Source organism: Micromonospora radicis, assembly GCF_003583405.1.
Lineage (GTDB): Bacteria > Actinomycetota > Actinomycetes > Mycobacteriales > Micromonosporaceae > Micromonospora > Micromonospora radicis.
This window is the reverse complement of sequence record NZ_QXEC01000027.1, coordinates 1-17,141: the sequence shown is the minus strand read 5'-3', so window position 1 is coordinate 17,141 and position 17,141 is coordinate 1. Positions and strand designations below refer to the sequence as shown.

Annotated in this window: 14 protein-coding genes and 1 pseudogene; 7 read left to right on the top strand and 8 right to left on the bottom strand. The window is 72.8% G+C overall.

What is annotated here, in order from left to right; all coding sequences use genetic code 11:
• Positions 1–228: 228 nt before the first annotated feature.
• Positions 229–2,022, top strand: coding sequence for an alpha/beta hydrolase (locus D2L64_RS22400; RefSeq protein WP_119579234.1), 1,794 nt, complete (start codon positions 229–231; stop codon positions 2,020–2,022).
• Positions 2,023–2,085: 63 nt separating this feature from the next.
• Here the strand turns inward: D2L64_RS22400 and D2L64_RS22395 are convergent, their stop codons facing one another.
• From D2L64_RS22395 to D2L64_RS22365, 7 genes and pseudogenes are all read right to left on the bottom strand, one after another.
• Positions 2,086–3,276: an acyl-CoA dehydrogenase family protein gene (locus D2L64_RS22395; protein ID WP_119579233.1), complete on the bottom strand. Its 1,191-nt coding sequence runs from the start codon at positions 3,274–3,276 to the stop codon at positions 2,086–2,088.
• The gene (locus tag D2L64_RS22390) at positions 3,273–5,276 is read right to left on the bottom strand and encodes an ATP-binding protein (RefSeq protein ID WP_119579183.1); all 2,004 of its coding nucleotides are present in this window, start codon (positions 5,274–5,276) and stop codon (positions 3,273–3,275) included. Before D2L64_RS22390 ends, D2L64_RS22395 begins: the two co-directional genes overlap by 4 nt.
• A gap of 46 nt (positions 5,277–5,322) precedes the next feature.
• On the bottom strand, positions 5,323–6,924 hold the full coding sequence (locus D2L64_RS22385; RefSeq protein WP_119579182.1) for an acyl-CoA carboxylase subunit beta: 1,602 nt from the start codon (positions 6,922–6,924) through the stop codon (positions 5,323–5,325).
• On the bottom strand, positions 6,921–8,663 hold the full coding sequence (locus tag D2L64_RS22380; RefSeq protein ID WP_119579181.1) for an acyclic terpene utilization AtuA family protein: 1,743 nt from the start codon (positions 8,661–8,663) through the stop codon (positions 6,921–6,923). Before D2L64_RS22380 ends, D2L64_RS22385 begins: the two co-directional genes overlap by 4 nt.
• Before the next feature lie 98 nt (positions 8,664–8,761).
• Positions 8,762–9,547 (bottom strand): annotated as a pseudogene (locus D2L64_RS22375) (TIGR03084 family metal-binding protein); the annotation flags it as partial.
• Between the two features lie 18 nt (positions 9,548–9,565).
• A complete protein-coding gene (locus D2L64_RS22370; protein ID WP_119579179.1) occupies positions 9,566–10,201 on the bottom strand; it encodes a TetR/AcrR family transcriptional regulator in 636 nt (211 codons plus the stop codon).
• Positions 10,202–10,588: 387 nt separating this feature from the next.
• Positions 10,589–11,266, bottom strand: coding sequence for a Crp/Fnr family transcriptional regulator (locus D2L64_RS22365; RefSeq protein WP_013736306.1), 678 nt, complete (start codon positions 11,264–11,266; stop codon positions 10,589–10,591).
• Between the two features lie 211 nt (positions 11,267–11,477).
• On the opposite strand from D2L64_RS22365, the gene D2L64_RS22360 reads away from it, so the two are divergent.
• The 6 genes from D2L64_RS22360 to D2L64_RS22335 all read left to right on the top strand — a co-directional run bounded on the left by D2L64_RS22360 (position 11,478) and on the right by D2L64_RS22335 (position 16,778).
• Complete coding sequence (locus D2L64_RS22360) at positions 11,478–12,140, top strand: adenosylcobinamide amidohydrolase (RefSeq protein WP_119579178.1); 663 nt, start codon at positions 11,478–11,480, stop codon at positions 12,138–12,140.
• Between the two features lie 58 nt (positions 12,141–12,198).
• Positions 12,199–13,347, top strand: coding sequence for a CapA family protein (locus D2L64_RS22355; RefSeq protein WP_119579177.1), 1,149 nt, complete (start codon positions 12,199–12,201; stop codon positions 13,345–13,347).
• Positions 13,348–13,406: 59 nt separating this feature from the next.
• Positions 13,407–14,186 (top strand): endonuclease III, encoded by a 780-nt coding sequence (gene nth / locus D2L64_RS22350; RefSeq protein WP_119579176.1) that lies wholly within the window; start codon positions 13,407–13,409, stop codon positions 14,184–14,186.
• On the top strand, positions 14,183–14,806 hold the full coding sequence (locus tag D2L64_RS22345) for a TlpA family protein disulfide reductase (protein ID WP_119579175.1): 624 nt from the start codon (positions 14,183–14,185) through the stop codon (positions 14,804–14,806). Before nth ends, D2L64_RS22345 begins: the two co-directional genes overlap by 4 nt.
• A 13-nt stretch (positions 14,807–14,819) precedes the next feature.
• Entirely contained in the window at positions 14,820–15,536 is a 717-nt protein-coding gene (locus D2L64_RS22340) for an NUDIX hydrolase (protein ID WP_119579174.1), read from the top strand.
• A 63-nt stretch (positions 15,537–15,599) separates the two neighbouring features.
• Complete coding sequence (locus D2L64_RS22335) at positions 15,600–16,778, top strand: MarP family serine protease (RefSeq protein WP_119579173.1); 1,179 nt, start codon at positions 15,600–15,602, stop codon at positions 16,776–16,778.
• A 3-nt stretch (positions 16,779–16,781) separates the two neighbouring features.
• Here D2L64_RS22335 and D2L64_RS22330 read toward each other — a convergent pair.
• Positions 16,782–17,141: phosphatase PAP2 family protein (locus tag D2L64_RS22330; RefSeq protein WP_119579172.1), on the bottom strand; the 360-nt coding region annotated here is incomplete at its 5' end.

The window sequence follows — 17,141 nt, the reverse complement described above, 5'->3', positions numbered from 1 at the left end:
CAGAATGTCGGGGATCGTCGATCTGTCAACTACGGCCGCATCGCCAGTGATGTAACAGCTGGTAACAGTGGCTGACATCAGCGTACAGATTGAACAGCTCGTTACATCACGGGGCATATTGTCGGCATTGACCCTTCTATCAGCTCGTATACATTGCCCTGTATCTCTAGTGTGGCCATCGGTCGGGTCTGCACCCGACCGGTCCTGTACCCCACGGAAGGCATCGACATGCCACGACCAATCCGGACACTGGCCGCAGCAGGGCTTGCCGGCGTACTGCTGGGCCCGATGGCGGCCGTACCCGCCACCGCCGCCCCCACCACGATCGGCGGCGCGACCGTCACGCACCGCACCAGTCTCCAGGAGAGACTGCGAGTCGACCGGGTGCCGACGCCCAAACTGGACTGGTACAAGTGTTACGACTACGCCGAGTGCGCCACCGTCGACCTGCCGCTGGACTACGACAAGCCGAAGGGCGCGACCACCGAGGTCGCGGTCCTGCGGGTCAAGGCGCGGGACCAGAAGCGCAAGATCGGCAGCCTCTTCCTCAACCCCGGCGGTCCCGGCGGCTCGGGCACCAGTATCGCGCTCGCCGCACCGTTCTTCCTCGGTGACGACGTGCTCGACCGGTTCGACGTCGTCGGCGTCGACCCGCGCGGGGTGGGCGCCAGTGACCAGCTCAGGTGCTTCAAGTCGGTGAAGGACCAGACCCGGGCGTACGAGGGGTTGAACGTCGCCTTCCCGTACACGAAGGACGAGGAGAAGGCGTACGTCGCCGCGTCGGTCGCGGTGGCCAAGGCCTGCTCCACCACGGGTAAGCCGCTCAGTGGCGCGATGTCGACCGCCGAGGTGGCCCGCGACATGGACGTGCTGCGTCGGGCGGTGGGCGACAAGAAGCTGAACTACCTGGGCTTCAGCTACGGCAGCATCCTCGGGCAGTACTACGCGAACATGTTCCCCGACCGGGTCCGCGCCCTGGTGATCGACGGCGTGCTGGACCCCACCGCGTGGTTCGGCGCCGGAAAGTCCGGCGACCTCCTCCAGGAGGACCGGATGCGTAGCGGGCAGGGCGCCACCAAGGCGCTGCGCGAGATCCTGAAGCGGTGCAAGCCCGCGGGTGTCGACGCCTGCCCGCTGGCCTCCGGTGACCCGGTCGCCCTGTTCGACCTGGTGGCGAAGCGCCTGCGGGCCAACCCGCTGGTGTTCGACGACCCGGACTTCGGGCAGTTCACCTTCACCTACGCCGACTTCATCGGTTTCGCCCTCGGTAGCCTGTACGGACCGTACGGCTACTACGACGTGGCGTTCCTGACCGCCGAGCTGCTGCTGGCCACCGACCCGTCGGCGACCGTGAAGGCCCGCCAGCAGGCCCGGGGCAAGGTGGCCCGGGTCGCCGTGGAGACGCGGCAGCAGACCCGCCGCTACGACTTCCCGTACGAGAACGGGCTGGAGACCTTCCTCGGGGTGGACTGCACCGACGCCAACCACCCCAAGGACGCCGGTTCCTGGCCGGCCCGCGCGGCCGCGGCTGACAAGCGCGACCCGTACTTCGGCCGGGTCTGGGCCTGGGCCACCTCCCCGTGTGCCCGGGACAGCTGGACGGTGCGCGACGAGGACCGGTTCACCGGCCCGTTCAACCGGCGGACCGCCAACCCGGTGCTGGTGGTCGGCAACTACTGGGATCCGGCGACCAACTACAACGGCGCGGTCGCCTCGGCCAAGCTGCTGCCGAACAGCCGGCTGCTGAGCAGCGACAGCTGGGGGCACACCGCGTACGGGACGTCGGACTGCGTGACCGGTGCCGTCGACGCGTACCTGCTGCGGCTGACGCTGCCGAAGAAGGGCAAGGTCTGCGTCGGTGACATCCAGCCGTTCGAGGACGAGCCGGACTGGGCGGCGGCCGCGCGGGCCGACACCGCCAAGAGCGACCTGGCCGCTGCGGGCACCCCGCGTCGGGGCGCGCCCAAGCAACTACCGCCGGTGGTAGCCCCGCTGCACGTCGGGACGTCGGCCGGGCGCTGAGTTAGGTTCGAGTACACCGGGGTACGGCAGGCGTTCGGGTCGCCCGCCGTACCCCGGCCCCGCTCAGTACGACTTGTCCTGGCCGAGGACGTGTTGGGCGACGAAGTTGAGGATCATCTCCCGGCTGACCGGGGCGATCCGGCCGGCGCGTACCGCACCGAGCAGGGTGGCCACGCCGTACTCGGTGGTCATGCCGGCGCCGCCGAGGGCCTGGACGGCGGTGTCCACCGCGAGTGCGGCAGCCTCGCCGGCCGCGTACTTGGCCATGTTGGCGCAGACGCCGGCCTCCAGGTCGCGGCCGGCGTCGTACCGCGCCGCCGCCTGCTGGATCATCAGCCGGGCCAGCTCCACCTGCACTGCCGCGTGGGCGAGGGGGTGCGCGACTCCCTGATGGGAGCCGATGGTGCGGCCGCCCCACACCGCTCTGGTCGCGGTGTACGCACCGGCGCGCTCGATGGCGTACCGGCCGGTGCCGGCGCCCATCGCGGCGACGGTGATCCGCTCCGGGTTGAGTCCGGAGAAGAGCGCCGGCAGGCCGGCGTCGAGGGACTCGCCGACCAGCGCGTCGGCGGGCAGGCGTACGTCGTCGAGGTAGAGCAGGAACTGGTTCTCCGGGGAGACGATCTCCATGTCCAGCTTGGACCAGGTCAGCCCGGGCGCGTCGGTCGGCACGATGAACAGCGCCGGCTTGAGCTTGCGCCCGGACGCGTCCGCGGAGCCGGCACCGCCGTCCTCGACGGCGACGCGGGCCACCACCAGGACGTGCCCGGCCTCGTCGACCCCGGAGATGTAGCACTTGCGGCCGGACAACACCCAGTCGTCGCCGTCGCGGCGGGCCACGGTGGCGAGACGGTGGAAGTTGGAACCCGCGTCGGGTTCGGTGATCGCGAAGACGATCTTCTGGGTGCCGTCGGCCAGGCCGGGCAGGTGGCGTTCGCGCTGCTCCTCGGTGCCGTGCCGGTTGATCACGGTGGCGGCGATCGCGGGGGAGACGACGAGCAGCAGCAGTGGGCAGCCGGCGGCGGCCAGTTCCTCGCAGACGATGGCCAGTTCGGTGATGCCGCCGCCACCACCGCCGTACTCGGTGGGGATGTTGACCCCGAGGTAGCCGAGCCCGCCCGCCTCCTGCCACAGCTCGGTGGTGTGTTCGCCGGCCTTGGCCTTCTCGACGAAGTAGCGGTGACCGTACCGTCGGCCCAGCGCCCGCACCGCGTCACGGAGCTGCTCCTGTTCCGGCGTGAGGTCGAAGTTCAGCACGATGCCTCCTCGATGGGATTGACCACGGCCAGCACGGCGCCCGCGTCGACCTGTCCGCCGACGACCACCGGCAGTTCGGTGACCACGCCGTCGGTCGGCGCGTACACCGGGTGTTCCAGCTTCATCGCTTCCAGGGTCAGCAGCGGGTCACCGGCGGCGACCCGTTGGCCGACCTCGACCTGCACCCGGGTCACCGCGCCGGGCAGCGGGGCGAGCAGCGACCCGGCGGCCAGGGCCGCGGTGGGCGGCGGGAAACGCGGCACTTCGGCCAGCCGGAGGGCCCCGGCCGGGCCGTCCACGAAGACCTCCGAGCCGACCAGGTGTACGCCGTACGCCCGCCGCACCCCGTCGACGTCGAGCACGACCCGATCCGGGTGCGCCGCGACGAGCGCGACGGTCGGCGCCCGCGCCGGGACGGACCGCGCGGTGCGCGCCGGCGAGCTGGACCACTCGGCGAGGCGGCCCGCACGGTCCAGCCGGTAACGAACCTCGATCTCGTCGCCGCCCGCCTCGGTGAAGCGGGTGACCTGCGGAACGGCGGGCACGTTGCGCCAGCCCGAGGGCAGCCCCGCCAGCACCGGCGCGCAGGCGCGGCGGGTAGCCGCCGAGGCCAGCGCGGCGGCCAGCGCGACCAGCGGGACCTCCTCGGTCGGCAGCAGCGGGACGAAGACCTCGGGATGACGATCCAGGAAGCCGGTGTCGACCCGAGCGGCACCGAACTCCGGGCTGCGCAGCACCCGGACCAGCAGGTCCCGGTTGGTGGTCACGCCGTGCAACTCGGCCCGGCCGAGCGCGGCGGCCAGGGCGCGGGCCGCCTCCGCGCGGGTCGGCGCCCAGGCGACCACCTTGGCGAGCATCGAGTCGTAGTGCACGCCCACCGTCGAGCCGCGGACCACCCCGGAGTCCAGCCGTACGCCGGGTGCGGCCAGCGGCCCGAACTCGCCGGCCACCCCGGGCACGGCGAACCGGTGCAGGACACCGGTCGCCGGCCGGTACCCGTGCGCGGGATCCTCGGCGCAGAGGCGTACCTCGATCGCGTGGCCCTCGACCGCGTCGGGTAGCGGCGGCAGCGGCGCACCCTCGGCGATCAGCAGTTGCAGCCGGACCAGGTCCAGCCCGGTGACCGCCTCGGTGACCGGGTGTTCCACCTGGAGCCGGGTGTTCATCTCCAGGAAGTGGAACGCCCCGTCGGGCGCGAGCAGGAACTCCACGGTGCCCGCGCCGAGGTACTCGACCGCCCGGCCGGCGGCCACCGCCGCCCGGTGCAGCCGCTCCCGCAGCCCGTCGGGGAGGACCGCGGGCGCCTCCTCGACGATCTTCTGGTGCCGGCGCTGGATCGAGCACTCCCGGACGCCGAAGGCTGCCACCGTACCGTGGCTGTCGCCGAAGATCTGCACCTCGACGTGCCGGCCGCGTTCGACGTACCGCTCGACGAAGACCGTGCCGTCGCCGAACGCCGCAGCCGCCTCCCGGCGCGCGGCGGCGACCGCCTCGCCGAGGTCGGCGCGGTCCCGGACCACCCGCATGCCCCGCCCACCGCCCCCGGCGGACGCCTTCACCAGCACCGGAAAGTCGGTGATCTGCTCCGGCTCGGTCCAGGTGGGCAGCATCGGCACCCCGGCGTCGGCCAGCAGCGCCTTCGCCGCGATCTTGTCGCCCATCGTGGCGATCACCTTGGCCGGCGGCCCGACCCAGACCAGGCCGGCGTCGGTCACCGCCGCGGCGAAGTCGGCGTTCTCGGCGAGGAAGCCGTAACCCGGATGGACGGCGTCCGCGCCCGACCGGCGGGCCGCGTCGAGGACGAGGTCGATCCGCAGGTACGTCTCGGTGGGTGTGTTGCCGGGCAGGCGTACGGCGTGGTCGGCCTCGGCGACGAACGGCGCGTCGGCGTCCGCGTCCGAGTGCACGGCGACCGTCTCGACGCCGAGCGCGCGGCAGGTGGCGAAGACCCGGCGGGCGATCTCCCCCCGGTTGGCGACGAGCAGTCGAGTGATCATCCGCTGGCTCCGCCTCTCGTTGACTGCGTTCTCTGCGGCCACCGGGTCACATCCGGAAGACGCCGAAGCCGGCGGCGCCCCGCACCGGCCCGCTGTGGATCGCCGACAGGCAGAGCCCGAGGACGGTACGGGTGTCCCGGGGGTCGATCACCCCGTCGTCGTAGAGCCGGCCGGAGAGGAACAGCGCCCCGGACTGCGATTCGATCTGCTGCTCGACCATCGCCCGCATCGCCGCGTCGGAGTCCGAGTCGAAGTCCCGCCCCCGCGCGGCGGCGGCCTGCCGGGCCACGATGGACAGCACCCCGGCCAACTGCGCCGGGCCCATCACCGCCGACTTGGCGTTCGGCCAGGTGAACAGGAACCTGGGCTCGTACGCCCGGCCGCACATGCCGTAGTTGCCGGCACCGTAGGAGGCGCCCAGGTTGACCGTCAGGTGCGGCACCTGCGAGTTCGACACCGCGTTGATCATCAACGCGCCGTGTTTGACGATGCCGCGCTGCTCGTACTCGGTGCCGACCATGTAACCGGTGGTGTTCTGCAGGAAGACCAGCGGCGTGTCGGCGGCGTTGGCGAGCTGGATGAACTGGGTGGCCTTCTGCGCCTCCTCGCTGAACAGCACACCCCGGGCGTTGGCGAGCACCCCGACCGGGTAACCGTGCAGCTCACCCCAGCCGGTGACCAACGCGCTGCCGTACGCCGGCTTGAACTCGTCGAACTCGCTGCCGTCGAGGATCCGGGCGAGCACCTCGCGCGGGTCGAACGGCACCTTGAGGTCGGCGCTGACGATGCCGAGCAACTCCTCCGGGTCGTACCTGGGCGGCTGCGGGTGGGGGTTGCGCGGGGCCGGGCCGAGCTTGCGCCAGTTCGACCGGCGTACGCACTGCCGGGCCAGCCGGATCGCGTCGGTCTCGTCGGCGGCGAGGAAGTCGGCCAGGCCGCTGCGGGTGGCGTGCATGGCCGCACCGCCGAGGGATTCGTCGTCGGCGTCCTCACCGGTGGCCATCTTCACCAGCGGTGGTCCGGCCAGGTACACCTGCGAGCGTTCCCGGATCATGATCGTGTAGTCCGACATTCCGGGCACGTACGCGCCACCGGCGGTGGCGTTGCCGAAGACCACGCTGACCGTGGGGATCCGCTCGGCCGAGAGCCGGGTCAGGTCACGGAACACCCGGCCGCCCGGAACGAAGATCTCCGCCTGGGTGGGCAGGTCGGCGCCGGCCGACTCGACCAGGTTCACCATCGGCAGCCGGTTGGCCAGGGCGATCTCGCCGGCCCGGCGGGTCTTGGCCAGCGACCACGGGTTCACCGCGCCGCCGCGTACCGTCGGATCGTTCGCCACGACCAGACACTCGACGCCCTCGACCACGCCGATCCCGGTCACCACGCTGGCCCCGACCGGGAAGTCCGTGCCGTACGCGGCGACCGGCGACAGTTCGAGGAACGGGCTGTCCCGGTCCAGCAGCAGCTCGATCCGTTCCCGGGGCAGCAGCTTGCCGCGTCGACGGTGTCGGGTCACGTACTTCTCGCCGCCACCGGCCCGCGCCGCGTCCAACGTGGCGTCCAGCCCGGCCAGGCGTTCCAGCAGCGCCTCCCGGTTGGCGCGGAACGCCGGTGCGGTGGGATCGACCCTGCTGTCCAGGATGCTCACGGTGCTCCCTCCGTTGCCGCCGCGGCGGCCATCGTGGCCGCCGGTCGGTCGAACAGGTCCGCCGGCAGGTCGACCAACCGGGACCGAAGCAGCTCGCCGAGCGCCTTGGCCTGCGGGTCGAACCGGGTGGAGGCGGCGACGCCCGCCCCGAGCAGCCCCACGACGACGAAGTTGACCGCCCGCAGGTTGGGCAGCTCGTAGCGCTGCACCGGCAGCGCGGCGGTCTCCGGCAGCAACTCGGCCAGCCGCTCGACGGTGAGCCAGCCGCGCAGCCAGTCCCAGGTCGCGTCGGTACGCGCCCAGACGCCGAGGTTCGCGTCGCCGCCCTTGTCGCCCGAGCGCGCCCCCACCAGCTCTCCCAGCGGAGCCCGCCGGGTCGAGTGGAAGGACGGGCCGCCTGGTGATGCCTCGGGTTGGGGGTGGCGCCCTTCCGAACTCGTCACCGGAGGTGGCGGGATCGGCACGCGGGTGCCGTCGGGCAGCACGGCGACGTGCGCGACCCCGTCCTGCGGCACCGTCTCGGCCGTGAAGACGCCGTACGGGGTGGCGTCGCCGGGCAGCGTGGTCAGCGTGCAGCCCGGATAGGAGGCCAGGGCCAGTTCCACCGCCGCCGCCGAGAACGCCCGCCCGGCCCGTGCCCGGTCACCGTCGCGCAGGTGTACGTGCAGCAGCGCGCTGGCCGTCTCCGTGTCGGCCGCGTCCGGGTGGTCGGTGCGGGCCAGGGTGAACTCCAGCCCCGCCGGGCCGACCGCCTCGGTCAGCTGGGCCCGGACCAGGGCTGCCTTGGCCGGGATGTCCAGCCCGCAGAGCACGAACGTCATCGAGTTGCGGAAACCGCCGAGGTTGTTGACGCCCACCTTGAGGGTGTCGGGCGGGGCCTCGCCCCGGACGCCGGACACGCGTACCCGATCCGGCCCGTCCTGGTGCAGCCGCACGGTGTCCAGCCGGGTCAGCACGTCCGGCCCCAGGTACGCCGGTCCGGCCACCTCGTACAGCAGTTGGGCGGTGACCGTCTCGACGGTGACCGCGCCGCCGGTGCCGCCGTGCTTGGTGATCACCGACGAGCCGTCCGGATGCAGTTCGGCGATCGGGAAGCCGGGGCGGCGGCCCCCGTCGGGCAGCTCGGTGAAGAAGCTGAAGTTGCCACCGGTCACCTGTGCCCCGCACTCGATCAGGTGCCCGGCGACGGTCGCACCGGCCAGCGCGTCCAGGTCGTCGCGGCCCCACCCGAAGCGGGCGATGGCCGGGCCGACGACCAGGGACGCGTCGGTGACCCGGCCGGTCACCACGACGTCTGCCCCGGCGTCCAGGCAGGCGGCGATCCCGAACGCGCCGAGGTACGCGTTCGCGGTCAGCGCATCGGGCCGGGCGAGGGCGTCCCCCTCGACGTACCCGACGGCGACTTCGAGCCCGAGCCGGGCGGCGAGTGCGCGGATCGCGGTGGCCAACCCCGCCGGGTTGAGCCCGCCGGCGTTCGTGACCAGCGTGACGCGGCGGTCGAGCGCGGTGCCGAGGGAGCCCTCCAACTGCCGCAGGAACGTCTTCGCGTACCCGAGGTCGGGGTGGCGCAGCCGGTCCCGGCCGAGGATGAGCATGGTCAGCTCGGCCAGGTAGTCGCCGGTCAGGACGTCCAGTTCTCCACCGTCGAGCATCTCCTGCCAGGCGGAGAAGCGGTCACCGTAGAAGCCGGAGGCGTTGCCGACCCGCAGCACCCCGCTGGTACCGGAGCCCTGGCTCATGCCGATCCCCCGCTGGTGCCGGACCGGGTCGTGGTGGTGCCGGACCGGGTCGTGGTGGTGCCGGACCGGGTCGTGGCGGTGCCGGACCGGGTCGTGGTGGTGGCGTCCGTGCGGGGCAGGCGGCCGGCACCGGGTGGTCCGGCGAACGCCTGCGCCACGTCCAGCCACTCGTCGGCCACCGGCCCGTCGGCCGTCAGGGCCAGGTCGCCGCGGTGCCGGCGTTGGGTCACCAGCAGGCAGAAGTCGAGCGCCGGCCCGGTCACCCGGTCGGCCGCGTCCGGCGGGCCGAAGGCCCAGGTCGCCCCGGAAGGCGCCCGCAACTCGACCCGGACCGGCGCCGTCGGCGCCGGTCGGCCGTGCGCGGTGAAGCTGTGCCCGAGGGTACGGAAGCCGAGGTACGCGACATGCCGCAGGCGGTCGGTGGCGGGCCGGGTGACGCCGAGCGCCTCGGCCACGTCCTCGCCGTGCGCCCAGGTCTCCATGATCCGGGCGGTGGCCATCGACGCCGACGACATCCGGGTGCCGTACCAGGGCAGCCTCTCGCCGGCCGGGGTGGCGGCCAGGGCCGCCGCGAGCGCGGCGCGGCCGGCGCGCCAGTCGTCCAGCAGTGCGTCCGGCGGGGCGAGGAAGGATGTCGCGCCGTCGTCGACCAGCCGGGCCGGATCCGGCGCGGAGGTGATGGTGGCGTAGAACGCGTCCGAATCGGTCGCGGCCAGCCGTGCCACGTGGTCGGTCCAGGCCAGGTGGGCTATCTGGTGGGCGATGGTCCAGCCCGGTGCCGGTGTCGGGCGGTCCCATTCCGGTGGGGGAAGCTCCGCCACGAGCGCGTCCAGCCGCGCGGACTCGGCAGCCAGATCGGTGAGCAACGCGGGCAGGTCGACCATGGTGCCTCCGGTGGTACGTCAGTGCCGATCGCTCCCGGGCGGGCCGGCTACCGGGGTGAGCAGGGTGGCGAGCTGGTGCTTCCAGGCGTGCAGCAGGGCGGTCCGGCGGGCCGAGTCGTCGCTGAGCAGGTTGGCCACGCCGAGGCCACGCAGCAGGTCGAGGGTGGCCTGGACCGCCTCGCGTACGCCGGGCCGGCGCTCGTCGACCCCGAGCAGGTCGATGGTCAGCCGGTACATCTCGCGGCCGACCCGGGCCTCCAGCGGCAGCAGCGCGGCGCGCAGCTCGGCGTCGGTGCGGGCGGCCACCCAGAGTTCGAGGGCCGCTACGAACAGGGGGCCGGTGAAGGCCGCGGCGAGCAGGTCGACCACCCCGTCCAGCCGGCTCGGGCCTTCCGGCAGGGCCTCGGCCTCGACGCGCAACTCCGCCGCCCGCCGCTCGGTGAGGTGCCCGACGGCAGCGGTGACCAGCGCCGCCTTGGTGGGGTAGTGGTGCAGCTGGGCGCCCCGGGAGACACCGGCCCGCTGGGCCACGACGGTGGTGGTGGTGCCGGACCAGCCGCGCTCCACCAGGCACTCGACGGTCGCCTCCAGCAGCCGGGCCTGGGTGGCGCGGCTGCGCTCCTGTTGCGGGACGCGGGTCGATGCGGCGGGCACGCGCACAGCCTGCCGCGCCAGAAACAAACAGTCAAGACTGACTTTTTATGCGTCCTGGTGCGGGTCGCGTCCGCGTATCCCTGTCTGCCCTGCGGGCCTTGCTTCAACCGACGCAATGTTTCTCGGGGACGAACCGTTGCGTCCGTTGTGGGCGAGCAGGTCCTGGCGGGCGTCCGTTGGAGCAGAGCAGAGGAGGGCTTGTGGCCCTCATGGCCGGGGCCCGCACTGGCCGGGCCGCGCCCGGCGGGGGAGGGGGCCGGGCGGGCCGGGCCCGCGAACGACGGGTGCCGGGTCCGCGGAGCTGGGGCTGAAGCGGGATCTGGTCGCTGACGCGGCACCGCCCGGTCCGCTGACGGCGGCCGGGCGGTGGGGTACGAGCGGAGGAGGTCAGACCCGCGCGCGGCGGGCCAGGCGCTCCGGGTCGAGGATGATGATGCTCTTGCCGTCCAGCCGCAGCCAGCCGCGCGAGGCGAAGTCCGCGAGGGCCTTGTTGACCGTCTCCCGGGAGGCGCCGACGAGCTGGGCGATCTCTTCCTGGGTGAGGTCGTGCGTCACCCGCAGCACGCCGCCGTCCCGGGTGCCGAAGCGGCCCGCCATCTGGAGCAGGTTCTTCGCGACCCGGCCGGGCACGTCGGTGAAGATCAGGTCGGCGAGGGCATCGTTGGTCCGGCGCAGCCGGCGGGCGAGCACCCGCAGCAGCTGCTCGGCGATCTCCGGCCGGTTGTTCAGCCACGGCCGCAGCGCCTGCTTGCGCAGCCGGGCCAGGCGGCTGTCGGTGACCGCGGTGGCGGTCGCCGTACGCGGGCCGGGGTCGAACAGCGACAGCTCGCCGACCATGTCGGACGGGCCCATCACCGCGATCAGGTTCTGCCGGCCGTCCGCCGCCCGGCGCCCCACCTTGATCTTGCCGGACAGCAGGATGTAGAGACTGTCACCGGGCTCGCCCTCGTTGAAGACGACCTCGCCCTTGCGGACCTCGATCGTTTCCATCTCCTTGGCGAGCGCCTCGGCAGCCTCCGGGTCTACTCCCTGGAAGATCCCGCTGCGGGCCAGTACCTCGTCCATCGCGCACCTCCGGTTGCGCGTGCCGTCTGCTCGGCCGGGTCTGCCGTCCGCTGATCCCCTCGCGCGCCGACCAGTCTAGGCGCACGTGAGCGGTAATCAGAGGTCCACCCCTGGAATCTTGATCGTTCGGCGTAACCTGCCCGTCGTCCACGCCCAGTACGATCGCCGGCCCGTTCGGGGCCGGCAGGATCGCTGGTCGTAGGGTCACGGCGTGCTGAGTGACCCCCTGCTGACCACCCGACGTGAGGACGGGCGGGATGTCCCGCTACTGGTGTGGCGGATGGGGCGACCACTGCGAGCCGTCAGCAGTGCCCCGCTGGGCGGTGGGATCGGCGTCCGGCGGTGGGTGCTGAACGCGACCGTGCCGATGTCGTACGACCGGGACGACCCCGCCGACCACCTGACCGAGCTGGCCGGACTGCTCGGCCTCGACGGACCCGGGGTGGGCCTGTTGACCGGAGTCGACGTCGGCGAGGTGGTGACCCGCACCGACACCGGGGTGCGGGTGTGGGCCACCGTCGGCCTGGGCACCCCGATCCCGGCGGCGGCCCCCGTCGTCCCGGCCGCGTCGCAGCGGGTCGGCACGGTGAACATCGTGGCGTACGTGCCGGCCCGGCTCGGCGACGCCGCGTTGGTCAACGCGGTGGCCACGGCGACCGAGGCGAAGGCGCAGGCGATCGCGGAGCTGGGCCTGCCCGGGACCGGCACCCCGACCGACGCGGTCACCGTCCTCTGCCCGCCGGACGGGCCGGCCGGTGCCTACGGCGGTCCCCGGTCGCAGTGGGGCGCGCCGCTGGCCCGGGCGGTCCATGCCGCCTTGCTGGCGGTCGGGACCGACACCGTCGTGCCATGGTCGGATCGGCTCCAGGTCTGATACTCCCCGACCGATCGGCCGTCGTGGTGGGCATTCCCAAGCGGTAGGGTCGCCCCCGATGTATGCTCCCGCCCCCCTCGCGTCCCGAGCACACCGACCCGTCGTCGCCGTGTTCGGCGTGCTGCTCACCGCCCTCCTGCTCGCCGGCTGCGCCCAGCCTGTCGAAGGGCCGCTCTGGCAGCCGGGTGCCGGTGGCGGCGGTACCGGCGCGCCGGTCGAGTCGAAGGCCCCCAAGGTCAAGAAGGTCTCCCTCTCGGCGACCGGCGACATCGTCATGGCGATGGCGCCCAACCGGATGCCACCAAACGACGGCAAGGGCTTCTTCGACTCGGTGCAGAAGGCGCTCGCCGCCGACGTGGTGATGGGCAACCTGGAAGAGCCGCTGACCGTGGACACCGGCACCGGCAAGTGCGGGGCGAACTCGACCCGCTGCTTCCAGTTCCGGGCCCCGCCGGAGTACGCCGCGCACCTCGCGGACGCCGGGTTCGACCTGCTCAACCAGGCCAACAACCACGGCTTCGACTTCGGTGAGAAGGGGTACGAGAACACCCAGCAGGCGCTGGAGGAGCACGGTCTCGCGCACACCGGCGCGCCGGACCAGATCACCGTCCTGGAGGCCAAGGGCATCAAGGTGGCGGTCGCCGGATTCTCGTCGTACCGCTGGTCGAACAGCCTGGTGGACATCCCGGCCGCGAAGAAGGTGATCGAGAAGGCCGCCACCATGGCCGACATCGTCGTGGTGCAGGTGCACATGGGCGCCGAGGGCGCGGAGATGACCCGGGTGCGGCCGGGCACCGAGATGTTCCTCGGCGAGAACCGGGGCGACCCGATCAAGTTCTCCCGCGCGATGATCGACTCCGGTGCCGACCTGGTCGTCGGCCACGGACCGCACGTGCTGCGCGGCATGGAGTTCTACCAGGGCCGACTGATCGCGTACAGCCTCGGCAACTTCGCCGGCGGCGGCAACTCGCTGAGCAACACCGGGCGCCTCGGCTGGGGCGGAGTGCTGAAGGTGTCGCTCGAAGCGGACGGCAGCTGGGCCGGTGGCTCCTTCGCCTCCACCTACATGGACGGGGTCCGCAAACCGGTGATGGACCCCGACGACCGGGGTCTCGGTCTGCTCAAGGAGCTCACCAAGCTCGACTTCCCGGAGACCGGCGCCAGGTTCACCGACTCCGGCAAGATCAGCCCGCCCGACCGGGACTGACCCCCGCCGTCGACGTGTGCCGGGCGGCGCTCGCGGCGCGGCGACGTAGGCTGGCCGTCGTGACCAGAAGTGCCACCGAGACCGACCTCGGGCGTACCCGGCGGGCGCGGCGGATCGGCCGCGTGCTGACCGAGACCCACCCCGACGCGCATTGTGAACTCGACCACACCAGCCCGTTGGAACTGGCCGTCGCCACCATCCTCTCGGCCCAGTGCACGGACAAGAAGGTCAACGAGGTCACCCCGAAGCTCTTCGCGCGGTACCCGACGGCCGCCGACTACGCCGCGGCGAACCGGGCCGAGCTGGAGGAGCTGATCCGGCCCACCGGCTTCTACCGCAACAAGACCAGCTCACTGATCCAACTCGGCCAGGCGCTCGTGGACCGGTACGACGGACGCGTACCGGGTCGGCTCGTCGACCTGGTGACCCTGCCCGGGATCGGCCGCAAGACCGCCAACGTCATCCTCGGTAACGCCTTCGACGTGCCCGGCATCACCGTCGACACCCACTTCCAGCGGCTGGTGCACCGCTGGCAGCTGACCACGGAGACCGACCCGGTCAAGATCGAGCACGCGATCGGTGCGATGTTCCCGAAGCGCGACTGGACCATGCTGTCGCACCGGATCATCTTCCACGGTCGACGGGTCTGCCATGCCCGCAAGCCCGCCTGCGGGGCCTGCACCCTGACGAAGCTCTGCCCGTCCTACGGCACCGGGCCGACCGAGCCGGCCGCCGCGGCGAAGCTGCTCAAGGGCCCCCGGGCCCGCGACCTGGCGGCCGCCGCCGGAGTCGACCCGGAGCTGGTGCCGGTGCAGGCGGTCCGGGCGGAGGCACCGTGATCCGCCGCCTCGCCCTGCTCTCCGTACCGCTGCTGCTGCTGGTCAGCGGCTGCACCGCCGGCACCGGCCAGCCGGCGTCGCCGAGCCGGCCGGAGGCGGCCACCGGCCGGCCGTCGCCGTTCGCGGACTGTGCCGCCCTGACCACCGCCCCGGACGGCTCGGCCGCCGCTGGCCCGTCGGCCGGTGCCGGCGGCGACACCCTGCTGCCCGAGCTGTCCCTCACCTGCTTCACCGGCGGCGCTCCGGTCGCGCTGCGGGAGGTACGCGGCCCGGCCGTGATCAACGTATGGGCCTCCTGGTGCCCGCCCTGCCGCAAGGAGCTGCCCGCGTTCCAGCGCCTGCACCAACGCGCCGACGGGCAGCTGCGGGTGTTCGGGGTGAACGCCCAGGACAGCCGTGCCGCCGCCCAGGCCATCGGCGAGGACTTCGGCATCCGGTTCCCGGTCCTGGTCGACCAGGGCCAGGCGGTGCAGCGGGCGCTGCGCCGCAACGCCATCCCGCTGACCGTGTTCCTGGACGGCGACGGCCGGATCCGGCACGTCGACACCTCGGGCGCGCTCGACGACGCCCGCCTCGCCGAACTCGTCGAGCAGCATCTCGGCATCGCGGTACCGGCGTGAGCGAGGTGCCAGGGTGAGCCACGATCCGCAACCCGCCGCCGGGCGGGCGGTACCGACCTGGTTGGATCCGCTGCTGGTCCGGCTCGGCACCGCGCGGCTCGAGGACTTCACCCAGGTACCCACGCCGGCGACCGGCGGCCGGGAGAGCGCCGTACTGGTGCTGCTCGGCGAGGATGCCGACACCGGCCCGGACGTGCTGGTCCTCCAACGGGCCGCCACCCTGCGCAACCATGCCGGTCAACCGGCGTTCCCCGGCGGCGCCGCCGACCCGGAGGATGCCGACGCCGCCGCGACCGCGTTGCGCGAGGCCAACGAGGAGGTCGGCCTCGACGCCGCGAGCGTGACCCTGCTGACCGAGCTGCCGAAGCTCTGGATCCCGGTCAGCGACTTCGTGGTGACCCCGGTGCTCGGCTGGTGGCACGCGCCGCACCCGGTGCATCCGCGGGAGCCGGCCGAGGTGGCGCACGTCGCGCGGCTACCCGTCGCCGAGCTGGTCGACCCGGACAACCGGCTGCGGGTACGCCACCCGAGCGGCTGGGTCGGGCCGGCGTTCTCCGTACGCGGGATGCTGGTCTGGGGCTTCACCGCCGGCGTACTCTCGGCGCTGCTGGACATGGGTGGATGGAGCCGGCCGTGGCCGCGCAGCCGGGTGATCGAGCTGCCGCCGATCGGGGCGACCCCCGCCCCCTCGGCGGGCACGGACGCGGCCGACGAGAGCGCGATGCGCTGATCCGACGGTCACCTTCCGCTAGCGATCGTCATCCCGCGAGCCCTCGGCCCGTACGCTTGGGCCGTGTCGGTCGTGGATCTCGTACTGCTGTTGCTCATGCTCGTGTTCGCGATCAGCGGATACCGACAGGGGTTCGTCATCGGAGTGCTGTCGTTCTCCGGCTTCTTCCTGGGCGCCCTGATCGGCCTCCAGGTCGGGCCGTTGTTCGCCCAGCAGTTCGTCGACAGCGGCACTCGCGTTCTGGTCTCACTGGTCGCCATCTTCGGGCTGGCCGTGGTCGGCCAGGCGCTCGCCGGTTGGCTCGGATCCCACCTGCGCCGCACCATCAACAATGACGTGGGCCGGCGGGTCGACGACGTCGGCGGCGCCTTCGTCTCGCTCTTCGCGGTGCTGCTGGTCGCCTGGCTGGTCGCGGTGCCGCTCGGCTCCTCCTCACTGCCCTGGCTGGCCGCCTCGGTACGCAGCAGCGCGCTGCTCAACGTGGTCGACCGGGTCCTGCCCGACCAGGCCCAACAGCTCTCCACCGCGCTACGGGACACCGTCGACACCAACGGCTTCCCGGACGTCTTCGACGGGCTGCGGCGCACCCAGGCCCGGCAGGTCGAGCCGCCGGACCCGGCGCTCGTCGGGTCGGAGGTGGTGGCCAACGGTCAGAGTTCGGTGGTCAAGGTGCTCGGCTCCGCCCCGAGCTGCTCGCGTCGCATCGAGGGCTCCGGTTTCGTGTACGCCGACGACCGGGTGATGACCAACGCGCACGTGGTCGCCGGCACCCGGTCGGTCGCGGTGGAGTTACGCGGCGACCGGTACGACGGTGAGGTGGTCGTCTACGATCCGGACCGCGACCTGGCCGTGCTGTACGTGCCCGGGCTGCCCGGTCCATCCATGCGGTTCGCCGCCGGCAACACGTCCATCGGCGCGGACGCCATCGTGCTCGGTTTCCCGCTGGACGGGCCGTACAACGCCCAGTCGGCGCGGATCCGTGATGTCGGTCGGATCCCCGGGCCGAACATCTACTCGTCGGGAAGCGTGAACCGGGAGATCTACACGATCCGGGCGTTGGTCCGCAGCGGCAACTCGGGTGGCCCGCTGGTCTCGTCGAACGGTCTGGTGCTCGGGGTGATCTTCGCGGCGGCGGCCGACGACCCGAACACCGGCTTCGCGGTGACCGCCGCCGAGGCGCGGCCGGTGGCGCTGGAAGGCGCCCAACGCACCCGGGGCGTCGACACCGGCGACTGCACCTGACGATCATCGGTCCGGTACCGGCCTTGAGCCCGCCGGTGCCGACCTTGAACCCGCCGGCACCGGCTCCGGGTCTGCCGGTCCGGGCCAGCGCCCGAAGGCGGCCGTGGTGGCGGCGACCACCGCCGCGCCGAGCAGCCAGCCGGCCAGCACGTCACTGGTCCAGTGGACCCCGAGCGCGATTCGGCTGAACCCGGTGACCAGGGCGACCAGCAACGCGCCGAGCCAGACCGCCATCCCGGCCGGTGACCGGCGCCGCCCGCCCCCGGCCTCGCCCCCGGCTGCGGCCTCGCTCCCGCCCCCGGCCTCGCTCCCGCCCTCGGCCTCGCTCCCGCCCTCGGCCTCGCTCCCGCCCTCGGCCTCGCT